This window comes from Streptomyces sp. NPDC001410, from assembly GCF_042895235.1.
GTDB lineage: Bacteria > Actinomycetota > Actinomycetes > Streptomycetales > Streptomycetaceae > Streptomyces.
Genome location: NZ_JBIAWE010000013.1, coordinates 98,575 through 115,635, shown reverse-complemented (window position 1 = coordinate 115,635; position 17,061 = coordinate 98,575). Strand labels below are relative to the sequence as shown.

Genomic DNA, 17,061 nt, shown 5'->3' with positions numbered 1-17,061 from the left:
CCGGTGTCACGCGGACGCCGGGGGCGCGAGGCGAAGCAGTGGGTGGGATCAGCCCGAGTACGGGTCGGCCTTCAGGATCCGCACCGAGGCCTTCTTGCCGTTCGGCAGCTCGTACTCCGCGTCCTCGCCGACCTTGTGGCCGATCACGCCGGCACCCAGCGGGGACTGCGGCGAGTACGTCTCGATGTCGGCGCTCGCGTACTCGCGGGAGGCGAGCAGGAACGTCATCGTGTCGTCCTCGTCACCGTCGAAGGCGATCGTGACGACCATGCCGGGCGCGACGGCACCGTCCGTGGAGGCCGGAGCCTCGCCCACCTGGGCGTTCTCCAGAAGCTGGGTCAGCTGGCGCACGCGCAGCTCCTGCTTGCCCTGCTCCTCCTTGGCAGCGTGGTACCCGCCGTTCTCGCGCAGGTCGCCCTCCTCGCGCGCGGCCGCGATCTTGGCGGCGATCTCCGTGCGCGCAGGACCAGTAAGGTACTCAAGCTCGTCCTTGAGCTTGTTGTACGCCTCCTGGGTCAGCCAGGTGACGTTCTCGCTGGTCTGGGTCACAGGGTGCTCCTCGTCGGTACTGGGAATACAAAGCATCGCCCTACCCAGAAGAATGTTCCTTCTTGGATGGGCGAAACCACGAGCCTAACAATTCAATGGCTCAAGGGGGAGGACATAAGCCATCAGAATCTCATCAATGCAGCTCAGGGCGTATGCATTGCGAGTGAAGGATCAACCGGCGTGGCAGCCGAGCAGCTCGGCCGTCGTCCCCTTGGCCGTCGTGCGGAGCGTGACGACCTTGTCGATGCGGGTGGCCGAACCCGTGAAGCGGAAGTCCGCCCGGCCCACCTCGGCACCGTCCGCCGACTGGGAGCGCAGGGTGCAGTAGCCGCCGACACCGGAGTCCTTGTGGACCTCCAGATGCACCTTGACCGCGTCGTCCGAGGCCTGGAAGGTGATCACCTGGGCGCTGATCTCGTTCTGCGCGACGTAGTGGTAGGCGAAGTACCCGACCAGTGCGAGCAGGGCCGCGCCCAGCACCGAACCGGCGATCTTGAGCTTGCGATCGGCACGCTCGTCCGAGGAACGGCCGTAGCGGCCCTCGGGCAGCCGCGCGCTCGCCGTGCTCATGATCGTCCTCTCCGCGGAATTAATCGCCCCCCGATTCGGTCACTATAGAAGCCGCCGAACGCACCCCAAGACGCGGGGCGCCGACATACGAGGATCGAGTCTTGACTGACCAGCTGCGACTGATGGCCGTGCACGCGCACCCCGACGACGAGTCGAGCAAGGGCGCGGCGACCATGGCGAAGTACGTGTCCGAGGGGGTGGACGTGCTGGTGGTGACCTGCACCGGCGGAGAGCGTGGGTCCATCCTCAACCCCAAGCTGCAGGGCGACAAGTACATCGAGGAGCACATCCACGAGGTACGCAAGAAGGAGATGGACGAGGCCCGCGAGATCCTCGGGATCAAGCAGGAGTGGCTCGGCTTCGTCGACTCCGGCCTGCCCGAGGGCGACCCGCTGCCCCCGCTGCCCGAGGGCTGCTTCGCCCTCGAGGACATCGACAAGGCGGCCGGCGAGCTCGTCCGGAAGATCCGCTCGTTCCGCCCGCAGGTGATCACCACCTACGACGAGAACGGCGGCTACCCGCACCCCGACCACATCATGACCCACAAGATCTCGATGGTGGCGTTCGAGGGCGCGGCGGACACCGAGAAGTACCCCGAGAGCGAGTACGGCCTGGCCTACCAGCCGCTCAAGCTCTACTACAACCAGGGCTTCAACCGCCCCCGCACCGAGGCCCTGCACCAGGCGATGCTCGACCGCGGCCTGGACTCGCCCTACGGGGAGTGGCTCAAGCGCTGGAAGGAGTTCGAGCGCACCGAGCGCACGCTGACCACGCACATTCCGTGCGCGGACTTCTTCGAGATCCGCGACAAGGCGCTGATCGCCCACGCCACGCAGATCGACCCCGACGGCGGCTGGTTCAAGGTCCCGATGGAGCTGCAGAAGGAGGTCTGGCCGACGGAGGAGTACGAGCTGTCGAAGTCGCTCGTCGACACCTCCCTACCCGAGGACGACCTCTTCGCGGGCATCCGCGACAATGCCTGACATGAGCGCAAGCCTGGCACTGACGCATCTCGTCCCCCTCGCCAAGGAGGTCGACGAGAACAAGGTCACCCCCGGCGTCCTCGGCTTCATCGTCTTCGCGGTGTTGGCCCTGGCCGTGTGGGGTCTGATGAAGTCGATGAACAAGCACATGCAGAAGGTCGCCTTCCCGGAGTCCCCGGACGCCGGGGCCGAGAAGACGGCCGACTCCACGCAGCAGCGGGGCTGACCGCTCAGCGCCCGGCCGGAACCGCCACTCCCATCACCTCCCGGGCGTGGCGGTCCGGCGTCATGCGCAGCCGCCAGGCCTGCCAGCCCGCCTCCAGGCTCACGCCCCGCTCCAGCAGCAGGGCGTAGGCCGGCACCCACTCGGCCAGCTTCTCGTCCCGCAGCGGATGCGTGGCGCGGGCCAGCTCGGCCAGCTCCTCCTGGGCGACGGCCGTACCCACGTCCACCCCGCCCGGCGCCGCGTACGGCAGCAGGGTGCAGCGCAGGAAGCGGGCCCAGTCCTCGCCGCGCCGGTCGCCGTAGGACGTGAACAGGGTCAGCGCCTCGTCGCACAGGGCCAGTGCCTGCGGGATCCGGGCGTTGCCCGCGTCCACCACCGCCAGCTCCAGGCCGGTCCACGCCTCGCCGTGGGCGACGCCGATGCGCTGGAAGTCGGCGCGGGCGTCCACGAGCAGCTGGCGGGCGAAGCCCGAGTTGCGCAGCGAGCCGGTCTGCGCGGCCCGCTGGTCCCGGGTGGCCCGCGCCGAGTGGTGCCGGGCGCAGGCCAGGCCGTAGACGTCGCGCATCCGGGAGAACATCTGCCGGGAGCGTTCCAGTTCGCGGACCGCCTGGTCCAGCTCGCCCGTCTCCTCCAGGGCCTGGCCGAGGTAGTACAGCGTCCAGGCCTCGCCGCGCGCGTCCTCGTTGTCCCGGTGCCTGGCCGCCGCCTGGCGCAGGCCCTCCACCGCGGGGGACGCGTCGCCGTCGACCAGCCGCGCCCGGGCCAGCTGGGTCAGCGCCCAGGCCTCCCCGCGTGCATCGTGCGTACGGCCGTACCGCTCCAGGGCGGCCCGCAGCTCCGTCTCCGCGCGCGGCACCTCACCCATCCGCAGGGCCAACTGGCCGAGCTGGAAGTGGGCCCAGGCCTCGCCGTGCAGGGAGCCGCCCTCGCGGTGCAGGACCAGGGAGCGGGTGAGCAGGTCCAGGGCCTCCGACAACCGGGCGCGGTCGCGCTGGACCGCCGCCAGCGCGTGCATCGTCCAGGCCCGGTCCGTCGCCAGCTCCTCGGCCGCCTGCAGATCCAGCGCCTCCTGGAGCTTGGCGGCCGCCTCCGTGAGGTTGCCCTGGTGGTGCAGGGTGATCCCGAGGGAGCACAGGGCGCGGGCGGCACCCGCGTCGTGGTGCGCCTCCCGGTAGAGGTCCACGACCGAGGCGAGCGTGGTGCGCGCCTTGTCCAGCTCGCCCAGCTGGCGGGCCGCGATACCCGTGCGCCACTGCACGGAACGCACCAGCAGACCCTCGTCGACGGCCTGGGCCAGCTCGCTGATCTCGCCCAGCCGGTACAGGTCCCCGCGCAGCAGGCAGTAGTCGCACAGGGCGCCGAGCAGGTTCAGCACGGCCGCCTGGTTCACGCCCTCCGCATGCCGCAGGGCCGCCGTGATGAAGCTGGACTCGTCGTCCAGCCAGCGCAGCGCCTCGTCCAGCGAGGTGAAGCCGTGCGGGCCGAACCGGTCCGAGCGCGTCGACATGTTGCCGTCGACCAGCCGCAGCACCGAGTCGGCCAGCTCCGCGTAGTTCACGATCAGCCGCTCCTGCGCGGCCGTCCGCTCGGCCGGGTCCTCCTCGTCCAGCAGCCGGGCCTGCGCGAAGGCACGCACCAGGTCGTGCAGCCGGTAGCGGTTGCCGCGCACATGGTCGATCAGACCGGCCCGGGCGAGCGCGGACAGATGCCGGGTCGCCTCCGGCTCGTCGGTGGCCAGCAGGGCGGCGGCCGCCGCCCTGCCCAGCGAGGCCCGGCCGGCCAGCGCCAGCCTCCGCAGCAGCCGGCGCGCCGTCTCCGTCTGGTCGGTGTAGCGCAGCCACAGCACCCGCTCCACCGGCTCCACCGGGCCGTAAGCGCCGAGGTCCGTGGCCAGCTGCCGCGGCGAGCGCGGGCCCAGCGACGAGCCCGCGACACGCAGCGCCAGCGGCAGGCCCCCGCACAACTGCCGGATCCGGTCGGTGGATTCGGCGTCGTACGGCCCCGACGCGTCCTGCGCGGCCGCACCCAGTAGCTCCTCGGCGCCCGCCGCGTCCAGCGCCTCCACCGGCAGATGGTGCACCCAGGCCACCAGGTCCGCGGGCAGCTCCAGCGCGGTGCGGGCGGTGACCAGGACCAGGCTGTCGGAGTGCTCCGGCACCAGCGCGCGCACCTGCTCCGGGTCCGAGGCGTCGTCCAGCACGATCGTCACCGGCAGGCCGGTCAGATGCCGGTGGTACAGCTCGCCGAGCCGCTTGACCTGCTGGTCGGGGGAGGAGCGCTCGCGGAACAGCAGCTGCTCGCGGGGCGCGCCGAGCCGGTTGAGCAGGTGCAGCAGGGCGTCCCGGGTGGGCAGCGGCGGCTCCTCCCGGCTGCCGCCGCGCAGGTCCACGACGACCGCGCCACGGAAGTGGTCCCTGAGGTCGTGCGCCGCGCGGACCGCGAGCGTCGTACGGCCCGAGCCCGGCTCTCCGTGCAGCACGACCACCGTCGGCCGGGTCTCGATGGCCGCCCGGGCCGACTGCGCCCACTGCCTGATCCGTGCCAGCTCCTGGCGCCGCCCCGCGAACGGTCCCTCCGGCTCGGGCAGTTGACCGAACGACTGCTCCAGCACCGTACGCCTGCGGGCCGCCGCGCTCTTGTCCGTACCGCGCAGCGCCGGGCCGCTCGACTTCTTCGGACCCGTGGAGGCGCTGAGCACCCGCTGCTGGTCGAGGAACGGGCGGATGCCGCGCACCTCCAGCGCGGTCAGCCACTGCAGCCGCAGCTGCTCCGGCCCGCCGGGCTGGCCGGCCGCGCCCGCGCGATGGTGGGCGGCGGGCAGATGGGAACCGGCCACCTTCAGCACGGTGGCCGCGGCCCCCGCCACACCCACGGCGACGCCCGCGCCGACGGCCGTACCCGTGCCGGTGCCGAGGGACAGGTCGGCGACGGCGGCGGCCACCGCGGCAACGCCCGCCACCAGTAAGGCCGTTCCGGCGCCCTCGCGTGCGTAGCGCTGGCCGAGGGTGAGGCGGCCGGCGTCGGCCTCGTCGAGCGCGCGGGTGTAGGCCTCGTACTCCTCGGCGGCGGTCTGTGCCATGGCGTCCAGCGCACCGCGTCCCCGCGACAGGAGCAGCTGCGCGTCGGTCCGTCCGCCCGAGCGCCGTACCTCCTCCTCGACGGCCCGCCCCAGCAGCCGCTCGGCATCCACCCGGTGGCTGTCCCGCATGTCCCGTCCCCCTCCGGTGGCAACTCCTTTGCCTACGAGTGTCCTTCGGGGATGGCGGGAACGCGAGGGGTGGAGATCAGGGGGCGGGTGAGGGTTTCGTGGGGGTAACTCCCTTGTGTTCGGCCGACTTCTGCTGTGCGGCCGACTTCTGCGGCTCCGACAACGCCATGGCCACGCACGCCCCTGCCAGCGCCGTCTCCACCACCGCGCACCCGAGAGCCATCATCAGGTCGCCGCCCGATGGGGACGTCGTCACGTCGAACCACGCGTCCAGCACCGCCGTCGTCGCCGTCGCAGCGGCCGTGAGGCGGGCCCGGGGATCGGCGCGCAGGCCGAGTAAGGCCGTTGCGGCGCAGCCCGTCGCCATGAGGACGTCCAGGCCTATCCAGGCCACCGACCAGTGCCGAACCTCCGTGCTGCCCGGCAGGGTCAGGGCGAGCACCACCATCCACGGCACGAGCAGAACGGCCCCTGTCCCGAGCAGGATCAGCGTCCACTTCTTCAGCGTCCGCTTCTTCAGCGTCGTCTTCAGTGCTGTCTTCATCGCGGCCCCCGTTTCGTCGTCTGCCCCCACCGTAGACTGCAGAGGAAATTCTGCAAAGAAAATTCGGCAGACATCAGGGACGTCTCAGGGTCCTCAGGGTTACGGTGGCCGCATGACCGACGGCATGCCCGAGATGACCAGCCTTGAGCGCACCGCTCTCTACAAGTCCCTCGGCAACCCCCTGCGCCGCCGGATCCTCGACTACCTCGGCCGGCACGGCGAGGCGAACTCCACCGTCCTGGCCCGCGAACTCGGCGAGAGTTCCGGCACCACCAGCTACCACCTGCGCAAACTCGCCGAGCAGCGGCTCATCGAGGAGATCCCGGAGAAGTCCGGCGGGCGCGAGCGCTGGTGGCGGGCGCTGCCCTTCAGTCACACCACACCCGACCCGGCCACGATGTCCCCGGAGGAGTACGCGGCCGCGGAACAGCTCGCCCACCTCAAGATCGAGGTCGACACCGCTCTCTTCCGCCGCGCCCACCAGGAGTACCGGGGGCCGGAGGGATGGGCGCAGGTGCAGCGGCACGGCGCCTGGATGACCAGGGACGAACTCCTCGCCTTCATGCGGGAGTACCACGCCCTGCTCGACCGCCACGGCCACTCCCGCGAGACCGCCCCCGAGGGGGCGCGCCCGGTCAGCATGCGGTTCTACGCCGTTCCGGATGCCGCTTCGGGCGCCGTCGAAGCCCGTAACGCCGGGCCCACAGACGGGTGATGCGCTCGTCCGCCTGTGTGGCTATCGTGATCGCAGCCATCGAAGGGTTAGAGGGCGGAGCACACGTCTGTGGACAACGGCTCGTTCACGGGGCCGCCGCCGGGACCACAGCAGTCGCACCAGCCTCGCTGGGCCTGGTGGGTCGTCGGGATCGTCATCCCTCTGGTGGGAACCATGGTCACGGTCATGGCGAGCCGACCGGGTTCGTCGGACGACAACAGTGCGCAGTCGGCGCCGCCGCAGTCGTCCGCCGCGGCGGGTTCCACCGAGAAGGGCCAGTCCGATAAGGACCAGTCCGGCCAGGCGCAGCCGTCGACCACCAAGAGCGCCGAAGGGGCGCGCGCGGTGTTCGGGCCGAAGGACGTGGATGCCGACACGACCAACGCCGGGTCGTACATCGACCTGGACACGCCCCAGCCGGTCGTGTCGCCGACCAAGATCAATGGCGGGGACATCATTTTCTCGGCGTCGGTCGAACCGAACCTGTTCGTGCCGGAATCCGCTTCCAACCTGGCTCCGCTGCCCCGCTCCGGCCCCGCCCCGACGGCCGCGGAGTGCGCCGACAGCGTGGACCGCAACGGCACCTACACGGCGAACGTGAAGCGGGGCGACCGTTTCTGCCTGCTCTCCGGCGAGGGCCGGGTCGCCTACCTCCGCGTCGTCACCGCACCGAGCACGGGCACCGGAAAGCTCAACATCACCGTGTGGAACACGCCTGACGCATGATGTTCGGGGTCCTGCGGCAGGATGGACCTCATGCCGAACCGACTGGCTCATGAGACGTCCCCCTATCTCCTCCAGCACGCGGACAACCCGGTGGACTGGTGGCCCTGGTCGGCCGAGGCCTTCGAAGCCGCCCGCAAGACGAACAGACCCGTCCTCCTGAGCGTCGGCTACAGCAGCTGCCACTGGTGCCATGTCATGGCCCACGAGTCCTTCGAGGACCAGGCCACGGCCGACTACCTAAACGAGCACTTCGTCAGCGTCAAGGTCGACCGCGAGGAGCGCCCGGACGTCGACGCCGTCTACATGGAAGCCGTCCAGGCGGCCACCGGCCAGGGCGGCTGGCCCATGACGGTGTTCCTCACCCCGGACGCCGAGCCCTTCTACTTCGGCACCTACTTCCCGCCCGCGCCCCGGCACGGCATGCCCTCCTTCCGGCAGGTGCTGGAGGGTGTCCGGCAGGCCTGGGACGACCGGCGCGACGAGGTCGGCGAGGTCGCCGGGAAGATCGTGCGCGATCTCGCCCAGCGGGAGATCAGCTACCAGACCGACCGGGTTCCCGGCGAGCCGGACCTCGCCCAGGCCCTCCTCGGGCTCACCCGCGAGTACGACCCGCAGCGCGGCGGATTCGGCGGTGCGCCGAAGTTCCCGCCGTCCATGGTCCTGGAGTTCCTGCTGCGCCACCACGCCCGCACCGGCGCCGAGGGCGCCCTGCAGATGGCCCAGGACACCTGCGAGCGGATGGCCCGGGGCGGGATCTACGACCAGCTCGGCGGCGGCTTCGCCCGCTACTCCGTCGACCGCGACTGGATCGTGCCGCACTTCGAGAAGATGCTGTACGACAACGCGCTGCTGTGCCGCGTGTACGCGCATCTGTGGCGGGCCACCGCCCGCGACGGAGCCGCTGATGCACACAGCGATCTCGCTCGGCGCGTCGCGCTGGAGACCGCCGACTTCATGGTGCGTGAACTGCGCACCGGCGAGGGCGGGTTCGCCTCGGCACTGGACGCCGACAGCGACGACGGGAGCGGGCGGCACGTCGAGGGCGCGTACTACGTGTGGACCCCCGAGCAACTGCGGGACGCCCTCGGGGACGAGGACGCCGAGTCGGCCGCGCAGTACTTCGGGGTGACCGAGGAGGGCACCTTCGAGCACGGGCAGTCGGTCCTCCAACTCCCGCAGACCGAGGGTGTCTTCGAGGCCGGGAAGATCGCGTCCATCAAGGAGCGCCTCCTGGACAAGCGCGCGCAGCGGCCCGCCCCGGGACGTGATGACAAGGTCGTCGCCGCCTGGAACGGGCTGGCGATCGCCGCGCTCGCCGAGACCGGCGCCTACTTCGGGCGGCCCGACCTCGTCGAGGCAGCCGTCTTCGCCGCCGACCTCCTCGTACGCGTGCATCTCGACGACCACGCCCGGCTCGCCCGGACCAGCAAGGACGGACGGGTGGGCCCGAACGCGGGCGTGCTGGAGGACTACGCCGACGTCGCCGAAGGCTTCCTCGCGCTCGCGTCCGTGACCGGCGAGGGGGTCTGGCTGGACTTCGCCGGGCTGCTCCTCGACCATGTGCTGGCCCGCTTCACCGACCCCGACAGCGGCGCCCTCTACGACACCGCCTCCGACGCCGAGCAGCTCATCCGCCGGCCCCAGGACCCCACCGACAACGCCACCCCGTCCGGCTGGACCGCGGCGGCCGGAGCCCTGCTGAGCTATGCGGCCCACACCGGATCAGAGCCCCATCGGGCGGCGGCGGAAAGGGCGTTGGGCGTGGTGAAGGCGCTCGGACCGCGGGTGCCGCGGTTCATCGGGTGGGGACTGGCCGCCGCGGAAGGGCTGCTCGACGGCCCCCGGGAGGTCGCGGTCGTCGGACCGTCCCTCGCCGACGAGCGGACGACCGCCCTGCACCGTACGGCACTTCTCGGCACCGCGCCGGGCGCCGTCGTCGCCGTCGGGACTCCGGACAGTGACGAGTTCCCCCTGCTCGCCGACCGTCCGCTCGTGGGCGGTGAACCGGCGGCGTACATCTGCCGTAATTTCACTTGTGAGGTGCCGACGACCGATCCGGAACGGCTCGGAGCGGCGCTGAACACACGCTGAGCAGGGGGGATCCCCGGGAGAGCGGAGGCGGCGAACTGTCCAAATGTGAGCAGGTGTTCGGATAGATCCCGCTACCCGCACCACCGTTCCGAAACACGTAATTTATCGGAAGAGCTCCCGGACTTCACAGATCCCCCTTAGTCTCTCCACGTCGCGTGCAACGGGTGTCACTCACCGTTGCGCGCACTGGGGGTATTGGGGATCTGGGGGGATCTTTTTGCTGACGTCTGTCTTTATTGCTGCCGTTTCGGTGGCTTTGTTCTGGATGGCCGCTTTCACTCTGTGGTGGCAGATGCACGCGTGGCGCACGCCCGAGGTGCTCGCCTCCACCCGATTCAGCAGACCGGACGGGGCCGAGAGCCTGTCCTTCTCGCTGCTCCTGCCGGCCCGGCACGAGCAGGCCGTGCTCGACCACACCATCCAGCGGCTGCTGGAGTCCACACACACCGACTTCGAGATCATCGTGATCGTCGGGCACGACGACCCGGAGACCACCGAGGTGGCTCGGGCGGCGGCCGAGCGCGACCGGCGTGTCCGTGTCGTCGTCGACACGCACGAGAAGAAGAACAAGCCCAAGGCCATGAACACGGCGCTGCCGCACTGCCGCGGTGACGTCGTCGGGGTCTTCGACGCCGAGGACCAGGTCCACCCGGAGCTGCTCGCCCACGTCGACCACGCGTTCAGGACCACGGAGGCGGACGTCGTCCAGGGCGGCGTCCAGCTCATCAACTTCCACTCCAACTGGTACAGCCTGCGCAACTGCCTGGAGTACTTCTTCTGGTTCCGCTCCCGGCTGCACCTGCACGCGCAGAAGGGGTTCATCCCGCTCGGCGGCAACACCGTCTTCGTGCGGACCGACGTCCTCAGGGAAGCGGACGGCTGGGACCCCAACTGCCTCGCCGAGGACTGCGACCTGGGCGTGCGTCTGTCCAGCGTCGGCAAGAAGGTCGTCGTCGCCTACGACTCCGACATGGTCACCCGTGAGGAGACCCCCGGCTCGCTGATGTCGCTGCTGAAGCAGCGCACCCGCTGGAACCAGGGCTTCCTACAGGTCTACCGGAAGAAGGACTGGAAGCAACTGCCCGCGCTCAGGCAGCGGTTGCTCGCCCGGTACACGCTGATGACCCCGTTCCTGCAGGCCTTCTCCGGCGTGATCATCCCAGTGAACGCGGCCGTCGCGCTCTTCCTCGACGTGCCCGTCGGGGTCGCCTTCCTCACCTTCCTGCCACTGGTCACCGCCGCCGTCACCTTCGTCTTCGAGGTGGTCGGACTGCACGACTTCGGCAAGCAGTACGGGCTCCGGGTCCGCTTGGTCCACTACGTGAAGCTCATCGTGGGTGGCCCCTTCTACCAGGTCCTCCTCGCCGGAGCCGCGATCCGCGCAGTGTGGCGCGAGCAGCGCGGCCGGAACGACTGGGAGTTGACCACGCACGTCGGCGCGCACCTCACCGCGGCCGAACCGATCCGAGAGGACGTTCCTGCGTGACCTCCACTCTTCCCGCGGTGACCACTCCGACGGTCCCCGCGCAGCGCAAGCCTGCGCCTGCTGAGCGTTCGACCGGCCGAACAAGCCCTCCGGAGCGGCTCCGCTCCTCCCGCTCCGACCTGCTGCTGTGCGGTCTCCTGCTCGTGGCGATCCTCGTCGTCCAGGGCTGGAACATCGCCGACTACCCGACCCTCAGCGACGACGAGGGCACCTACCTCGCCCAGGCCTGGGCCGTCCAGCACGGCAAGGGCCTGGCCCACTACACCTACTGGTACGACCACCCGCCGCTCGGCTGGCTCCAGATAGCCCTGCTCACCTGGATACCCTCGGCCATCAGCCCCGGCTCGATGACCGTCGGCTCCATGCGGATCGCCATGCTGGTGATCAGCGGCATCAGCGCGGTGCTGGTCTACGTCCTCGGCCGCAGGCTCTCCCTGCCCCGCTGGGCCGCCGGGCTCGGTATGGCCCTCTTCGGGCTCTCCCCGCTGGCCGTCGTGCTCCAGCGCGAGATCTTCCTCGACAACATCGCCGTGATGTGGCTGCTGCTGGCGTTCTGCCTGGCCGCCTCGCCCAGCCGGCACCTGTGGCACCACTTCGGCGCGGGCCTCGCGGCCGCCGCGGGCGTGCTCACCAAGGAGACGATGCTCGTCGTCCTGCCCGCCCTGTTCGTCACCATGTGGCGGCACAGCCACCGCGACACCCGCAAGTTCGCCCTCACCGGAGCCGTCACCGCCTGCGCCCTGATCGGCTTCTCCTACCCGCTCTTCGCCCTGCTGAAGGGCGAGCTGCTCCCGGGCAGCGGGCACGTCTCGCTCTGGGACGGCATCAAGTACCAGATGTCCAGGCCCGGTTCGGGCTTCATCCTGGACACCTCCTCCGGCTCCTACGGCGTCCTGCACTCCTGGCTGTACTACGACCGGGTGCTGCCCCTCGGCGGCCTCGCCGGGGCCCTGCTGCTGATCGTCACCTGGCGCTGGTCGGTCACCGCCCGCGCGCTCGCCGGACCCGCCCTGACCGTGGCGATCCTGGCCGCCGTGGCCATGCGCCCGGGCGGCTATCTGCCCGCCATGTACATCATCGGCGCGCTGCCCTTCCTCGCCCTGGTCCTGGCCGGCGGCGCCGCCTCCGTCACCCACGCGGTCGTGCGCCGCCGGCGCGCCGACGGGGAGAACCGGTACGTCACCGGCGGCCGGTACGCGCTGGCCGCAGTCCTGGCCCTCGCCGCCGGCGCCTTCGTCGTACCGCACTGGTACGACGGCGACCGCACCGCCCTCACCGCCGACGCCAACAGGCCCTACCGGCAGGCCTCCGCCTGGCTCAGCACCGAGGTCGAGAACCCGAAGGCCACCCGGGTCCTGGTCGACGACGCCCTCTGGCTGGACCTCGTGCACGCCGGGTACCGGCCCGGGCTCGGCGCGATCTGGTTCTACAAGGCCGACCTCGACCCGGCCGTCACCAAGACCATGCCGCACGGCTGGCGGGACATCGACTACGTGGTCGCCTCGCCGACCGTCCGCCGCGACGCCAAGGACCTGCCCAATGTGAAGGCCGCCATCCAGCACTCCGAGCCGGTCGCCACCTTCGGCACCGGACCCGACCGCATCGAGATCCGGCAGATCCAGACGGCAGCCGCGGGAGGCGCGCGATGAGCAGCCACGAGTACACGGTTCCCGCCGAGGGCCTGGACGCCGGGGAAGTCGCCGAACCCGGTGCCGTCACCATCGTCGTACCGACCTTCAACGAGTCCGCGAACATACGGCAGTTGCTGCACCAGATCACCGAGTCGGTGCCCGCGCGGCTGCCCTGCGAGGTCGTCTTCGTGGACGACTCCACCGACGACACCCCCGAGGTGATCCGCGCGGCCGCGCAGGACTGCCCCTTCCCGGTGGCCGTGCTGCACCGCGAGGAGCCGGTCGGCGGGCTCGGCGGGGCGGTCGTCGAGGGGCTGAAGGCGGCGTCCTCGGACTGGATCGTCGTCATGGACGGCGACTGCCAGCATCCGCCGTCCCTCGTACCGGAGTTGGTGGCCACCGGCGAACGGGAGCACGCCGGGCTCGTCGTCGCCTCCCGGTACATCAAGGGCGGCAGCCGGGCCGGACTCGCCGACAGCTACCGGGTGGCCGTCTCGCGCGGCGCGACCTGGCTGACCAAGGCGCTCTTCCCGCGCCGGCTGCACGGCATCAGCGACCCGATGAGCGGCTTCTTCGCCATCCGGCGCAGCGCGGTCACCGCCGACGTGCTCAAGCCGCTCGGCTACAAGATCCTCCTGGAGCTGGCCGTACGCAGCCGTCCCCGGCAGGTCGCCGAGGTGCCGTTCGTCTTCCAGGACCGGTTCGCGGGCGAGTCCAAGTCGAGCGCGCAGGAGGGCTTCCGCTTCCTGCGCCACCTGGCCGGGCTGCGCACCGCCTCGCCGGTCGCCCGCATGGTGGGCTTCGGGCTGATCGGGGCGAGCGGCTTCGTGCCGAACCTCGTCGGACTGTGGGCGCTGACCGCGCTCGGCGTGCACTACGTCCCCGCCGAGATCCTCGCCAACCAGTTCGGCGTCGCCTGGAACTTCCTGCTCATCGAGCAGCTGCTGTTCCGCGACCGGCGCGCGCACCGCCGCTGGTGGGACCGGCTCGGCCGGTTCGCGCTGCTCGCCAATGCGGACCTGGTGCTGCGCATCCCGCTGATCGCGCTGCTCGTCGACCGGTTCGGGATGGGCGCGCTGCCCGCCACCGCGCTCGCTCTGGTGACGACGTTCGTCGTGCGCTTCGTCGGGACCGAAGCGCTGGTCTATCTCCCGCGCAGGCGGGGGGACCGTACAACCGCAAGGAGAGCCGTGTGAACAAACACCGCAGACGGACCGCGCTGGTCGGGGTGGGGGCCCTGACCGCCGGTCTGCTCCTCACCTCGCCACAGAGCGCCGAGGCCGCCAACCTGGTCAAGAACCCGGGCTTCGAGACCGCCGGCACGGACGACATGCCGTACTGCTGGGAGAAGTCCGGCTGGGGCGACAACGACTTCAGCTTCCAGACCACCTCCGACGCGCACTCCGGCGCCAAGGCCATGAAGGTCACGCTGACCCGCCGGGTGGACGGCGACCGCAAGGCGCTGATCACCGAGTCCACCGAGTGCGCGCCGGTGGTGACCGCCGGCAAGCAGTACGACCTCGGGCTCTGGTACAAGACCACGACACCCGACGCCAACATCACCCTGTTCCGGCACGACACCACCGCCGGCTGGCAGTACTGGACCGACCTCAAGACGCTGGACATGGCGTCCGCCTGGACGCAGGCCACTGTCCGCACCCCCGAGGTCCCGGCCGGCACCGACCGGATCACCTGGGGCGTCTCCGTCTACGGCACCGGCTCGGCGACCACCGACGACTACGCCATGGAGCAGGTCGCGGACCCGGTCCCGCCCGCCCAGTGCACGGGCACGGGCGACCAGTGCGCGAACGGCAGCTGGTCCGTGCTGCCGACGCAGAACCCGGTCCGCTCCATGCACTCGGTCGTCCTCAACAACGGCAAGGTGCTGCTGATCGCGGGCTCCGGCAACAGCGAGGAGAACTTCGCCGCGGGCAGCTTCACCAGCGCGGTGTACGACCCGGCCAATGGCACCTACAAGGTGATCCCGACGCCTAAGGACATGTTCTGCGCGGGCCATGTGCAGCTCCAGGACGGGCGGGTGCTCGTCATGAGCGGCAACAAGGCCTACCCGGTCCCGGGCGGGCACGGCTACGAGGGGTTCAAGGACTCGTACATCTTCGACCCGAAGACCGAGACCTACAGCAAGACCAACGACCTCAACGACGGCCACTGGTACCCGTCGGCGACCGAGCTGGGCAACGGTGACGTCATCTCCTTCGGCGGTCTGCGCGAGGACTCCACCGGCTCGGTGACCGCCGAGTACTGGTCGGACAAGGACCAGCAGTGGCTGCCGCTGTGGAAGGTCAACCAGACCTGGTCGTACTGGGGTCTGTACCCGTCGATGGTCCTCATGCAGGACGGCCGCCTCTTCTACACGGGCAGTCATGTCTTCGGCAACAACATCCCCGGCACCGGCTCGGCGGTCTACGACTACGACGCCAACACGGTCACCCAGATCCCGGGGCTGCAGAACAAGGACCAGCGGGACCAGTCGGCGAGCGTGCTGCTGCCTCCGGCGCAGGACCAGAGGGTCCTCACCATCGGCGGCGGCAACATCGACTCCAACCCCGACGGCAACCGCCTCACCGACCTGATCGACCTCAAGCAGGCGAACCCGTCGTACGTCGCCGGGCCGCCGCTCCCACAGGGCACCGTCGACCTCGGGGGCGGCAAGGTCGCCGAGACCGGCGGCCAGGGCAAGATGTACGTCTCCGCGGTCCTGCTGCCCGACGGCAAGGTCCTGGAGACGGGCGGCGCCCTGCACAACCGCGCCGACCCGGTGTACGAGTCCTCGATCTACGACCCGGGCACGAACGCCTTCGACCCGGTGGCGGCCGACCCCGAGGCCCGCGGCTACCACTCCTCCGCGTTCCTCCTGCCCGACGGCCGGGTGATGGCCACCGGCGACAACCCGGGCAACGGCACCTGGAACCACAACGTGTCGATCTACACCCCGCCCTACCTCTACCAGGGCACCCGCCCGACGATCACCTCGGTGATCAACCAGGAGTGGAAGTACGGCGACACCCAGCGGATCACGGTCGACCGGCCCATCGCCAAGGCCGAGCTGATCCGCCCGGCCGCGGTCACCCACTCCTCCGACCCGAACCAGCGCTTCGTCGACCTGCCGCTGTCCGTCGACGGCAACAACGTCGACCTGAACGTGACGAGCAACCCCAACCTGGCCCCGCCCGGCTGGTACATGCTCTTCGCGGTGGACGCGGGCGGGGTGCCGTCGGTGGCCAAGTGGGTGCACCTGCAGGGGCCGGCCGCGCTCAGCGCCTCCGCCGCCTCCCCGCACGTCCACTCCTTCGCCGACTCCCTTCAGGGCAAGGTCTCCGGGCCCGGCAAGAAGAAGACGTCGCAGAAGGTCAGCCCGACGATCTCCGGCTGCGACCGGCACTACGGCTCGGTCAACGTGTGCGTGCCGACGGTCTTCCCGCCCCAGGTGAAGAAGACGACAGCCGCCCGCTGCACCTGGCTGAAGCAGAACCACTACGGCCGCCTCAAGGTCAACGGCGGTGACGACCCGCTGGGTCTCGACCGCAACAGGGACGGCGTGGCCTGCGGGAGGGGAGACGCCCGCAGGGCTTAGCCCCGGCCGGCGAGGGCGCGCTCCACGATGGCTTCCAGCTGGTCGTGGTGCGCGCCCTTCCAGTAGGCGCGGCCGCATTCCGTGCACTGGGCGAAGACGTCGTACGAGCGCTGCGTGCCGCCCTTGAGGCGGTCGGCCACCTCTTCCTTGGTGGCGTCCTTCAGCAGGCCGTTGCAGGCGGTGCAGCGGGTCCAGGGGCGCAGGTCGGGGGCGAAGCGGTCGAGGACGTCCTGCAGCTGGTCGTCGGGGCGGGTGCTGTAGATGTACGCCCCGGCCCACAGCTCGCGGCGGCGCAGCAGGCCCCGGTCGCGGCTGAGCATGACCCGCTTCTCCGCGGCCGAGCGGGAGGCCAGCGCCGGGTCGCCGATGTCGGTCGACTCGTACGCCGTGTCCACGCCGAGCAGCCGCAGCCGGCGGGCGAGGGTGCCGAGGTGGACGTCGAGGAGGAAGCGGAGCGGGGCGCCGGGGACCTGCTGGGGGCGTTGCACGGCACGGACCGAGACGCGCTCGTCCGCCGCCGGGATGTGGGACGGCGGCACCTCGCGGCCGTCCACCACCAGGGCGCCGACCTCCGTCAGCGGGATCCCGAGGGACTCGACCACGTGGCCGAGGGTCGAGACGCCGTCCGTGCCCAGGGCGCTGGCGCCCGCCCGCCGTACGGGCGGCACGAACAGGTGCAGGGCGGGGGCGACTTCGACGTGGATCTCGGGTCCGTTCACATCGTCAGGATCGCACGG

14 protein-coding genes are annotated in these 17,061 nt (G+C 70.7%); 9 read left to right on the top strand and 5 right to left on the bottom strand.

Annotation, left to right across the window (positions count from 1 at the left end; translation table 11 throughout):
- Positions 1 to 48: 48 nt before the first annotated feature.
- Entirely contained in the window at positions 49 to 549 is a 501-nt protein-coding gene (gene greA, locus ACFY3C_RS27905; RefSeq protein WP_386579221.1) for a transcription elongation factor GreA, read from the bottom strand.
- A gap of 171 nt (positions 550 to 720) precedes the next feature.
- Entirely contained in the window at positions 721 to 1,119 is a 399-nt protein-coding gene (locus tag ACFY3C_RS27900; protein WP_386579223.1) for a DUF4307 domain-containing protein, read from the bottom strand.
- 101 nt (positions 1,120 to 1,220) lie between these two features.
- Here ACFY3C_RS27900 and mca point away from each other — a divergent pair, with 101 nt between their 5' ends.
- On the top strand, positions 1,221 to 2,102 hold the full coding sequence (gene mca / locus ACFY3C_RS27895; RefSeq protein WP_389188367.1) for a mycothiol conjugate amidase Mca: 882 nt from the start codon (positions 1,221 to 1,223) through the stop codon (positions 2,100 to 2,102).
- Position 2,103: 1 nt separating this feature from the next.
- Positions 2,104 to 2,328, top strand: coding sequence for a hypothetical protein (locus tag ACFY3C_RS27890; protein ID WP_386579226.1), 225 nt, complete (start codon positions 2,104 to 2,106; stop codon positions 2,326 to 2,328).
- 4 nt (positions 2,329 to 2,332) lie between these two features.
- On the opposite strand, the gene ACFY3C_RS27885 is transcribed toward ACFY3C_RS27890, so the two are convergent.
- The gene (locus ACFY3C_RS27885) at positions 2,333 to 5,536 is read right to left on the bottom strand and encodes a tetratricopeptide repeat protein (protein WP_390772671.1); all 3,204 of its coding nucleotides are present in this window, start codon (positions 5,534 to 5,536) and stop codon (positions 2,333 to 2,335) included.
- A gap of 76 nt (positions 5,537 to 5,612) precedes the next feature.
- Positions 5,613 to 6,080 (bottom strand): hypothetical protein, encoded by a 468-nt coding sequence (locus ACFY3C_RS27880; RefSeq protein WP_390772670.1) that lies wholly within the window; start codon positions 6,078 to 6,080, stop codon positions 5,613 to 5,615.
- A 112-nt stretch (positions 6,081 to 6,192) separates the two neighbouring features.
- Between ACFY3C_RS27880 and ACFY3C_RS27875 the strand changes: the two genes are divergently transcribed.
- From ACFY3C_RS27875 to ACFY3C_RS27845, 7 genes are all read left to right on the top strand, one after another.
- Positions 6,193 to 6,795 (top strand): ArsR/SmtB family transcription factor, encoded by a 603-nt coding sequence (locus ACFY3C_RS27875; RefSeq protein ID WP_390772669.1) that lies wholly within the window; start codon positions 6,193 to 6,195, stop codon positions 6,793 to 6,795.
- A 186-nt stretch (positions 6,796 to 6,981) separates the two neighbouring features.
- The gene (locus tag ACFY3C_RS27870) at positions 6,982 to 7,521 is read left to right on the top strand and encodes a hypothetical protein (protein ID WP_390772668.1); all 540 of its coding nucleotides are present in this window, start codon (positions 6,982 to 6,984) and stop codon (positions 7,519 to 7,521) included.
- Positions 7,522 to 7,551: 30 nt separating this feature from the next.
- Positions 7,552 to 9,612 (top strand): thioredoxin domain-containing protein, encoded by a 2,061-nt coding sequence (locus tag ACFY3C_RS27865; protein ID WP_390772667.1) that lies wholly within the window; start codon positions 7,552 to 7,554, stop codon positions 9,610 to 9,612.
- Between the two features lie 217 nt (positions 9,613 to 9,829).
- A complete protein-coding gene (locus tag ACFY3C_RS27860; RefSeq protein ID WP_390772666.1) occupies positions 9,830 to 11,098 on the top strand; it encodes a glycosyltransferase in 1,269 nt (422 codons plus the stop codon).
- Positions 11,095 to 12,747 (top strand): ArnT family glycosyltransferase, encoded by a 1,653-nt coding sequence (locus tag ACFY3C_RS27855; RefSeq protein WP_390772665.1) that lies wholly within the window; start codon positions 11,095 to 11,097, stop codon positions 12,745 to 12,747. Before ACFY3C_RS27860 ends, ACFY3C_RS27855 begins: the two co-directional genes overlap by 4 nt.
- On the top strand, positions 12,744 to 13,925 hold the full coding sequence (locus ACFY3C_RS27850; protein ID WP_390772664.1) for a glycosyltransferase: 1,182 nt from the start codon (positions 12,744 to 12,746) through the stop codon (positions 13,923 to 13,925). The genes ACFY3C_RS27855 and ACFY3C_RS27850 overlap by 4 nt, the downstream gene beginning before the upstream one ends.
- Positions 13,922 to 16,324: a galactose oxidase-like domain-containing protein gene (locus tag ACFY3C_RS27845; protein WP_390772663.1), complete on the top strand. Its 2,403-nt coding sequence runs from the start codon at positions 13,922 to 13,924 to the stop codon at positions 16,322 to 16,324. The genes ACFY3C_RS27850 and ACFY3C_RS27845 overlap by 4 nt, the downstream gene beginning before the upstream one ends.
- Here the strand turns inward: ACFY3C_RS27845 and ACFY3C_RS27840 are convergent.
- Positions 16,321 to 17,043 (bottom strand): Mut7-C RNAse domain-containing protein, encoded by a 723-nt coding sequence (locus ACFY3C_RS27840; RefSeq protein WP_386579240.1) that lies wholly within the window; start codon positions 17,041 to 17,043, stop codon positions 16,321 to 16,323. The genes ACFY3C_RS27845 and ACFY3C_RS27840 overlap by 4 nt on opposite strands.
- Between the last annotated feature and the right edge of the window lie 18 nt (positions 17,044 to 17,061).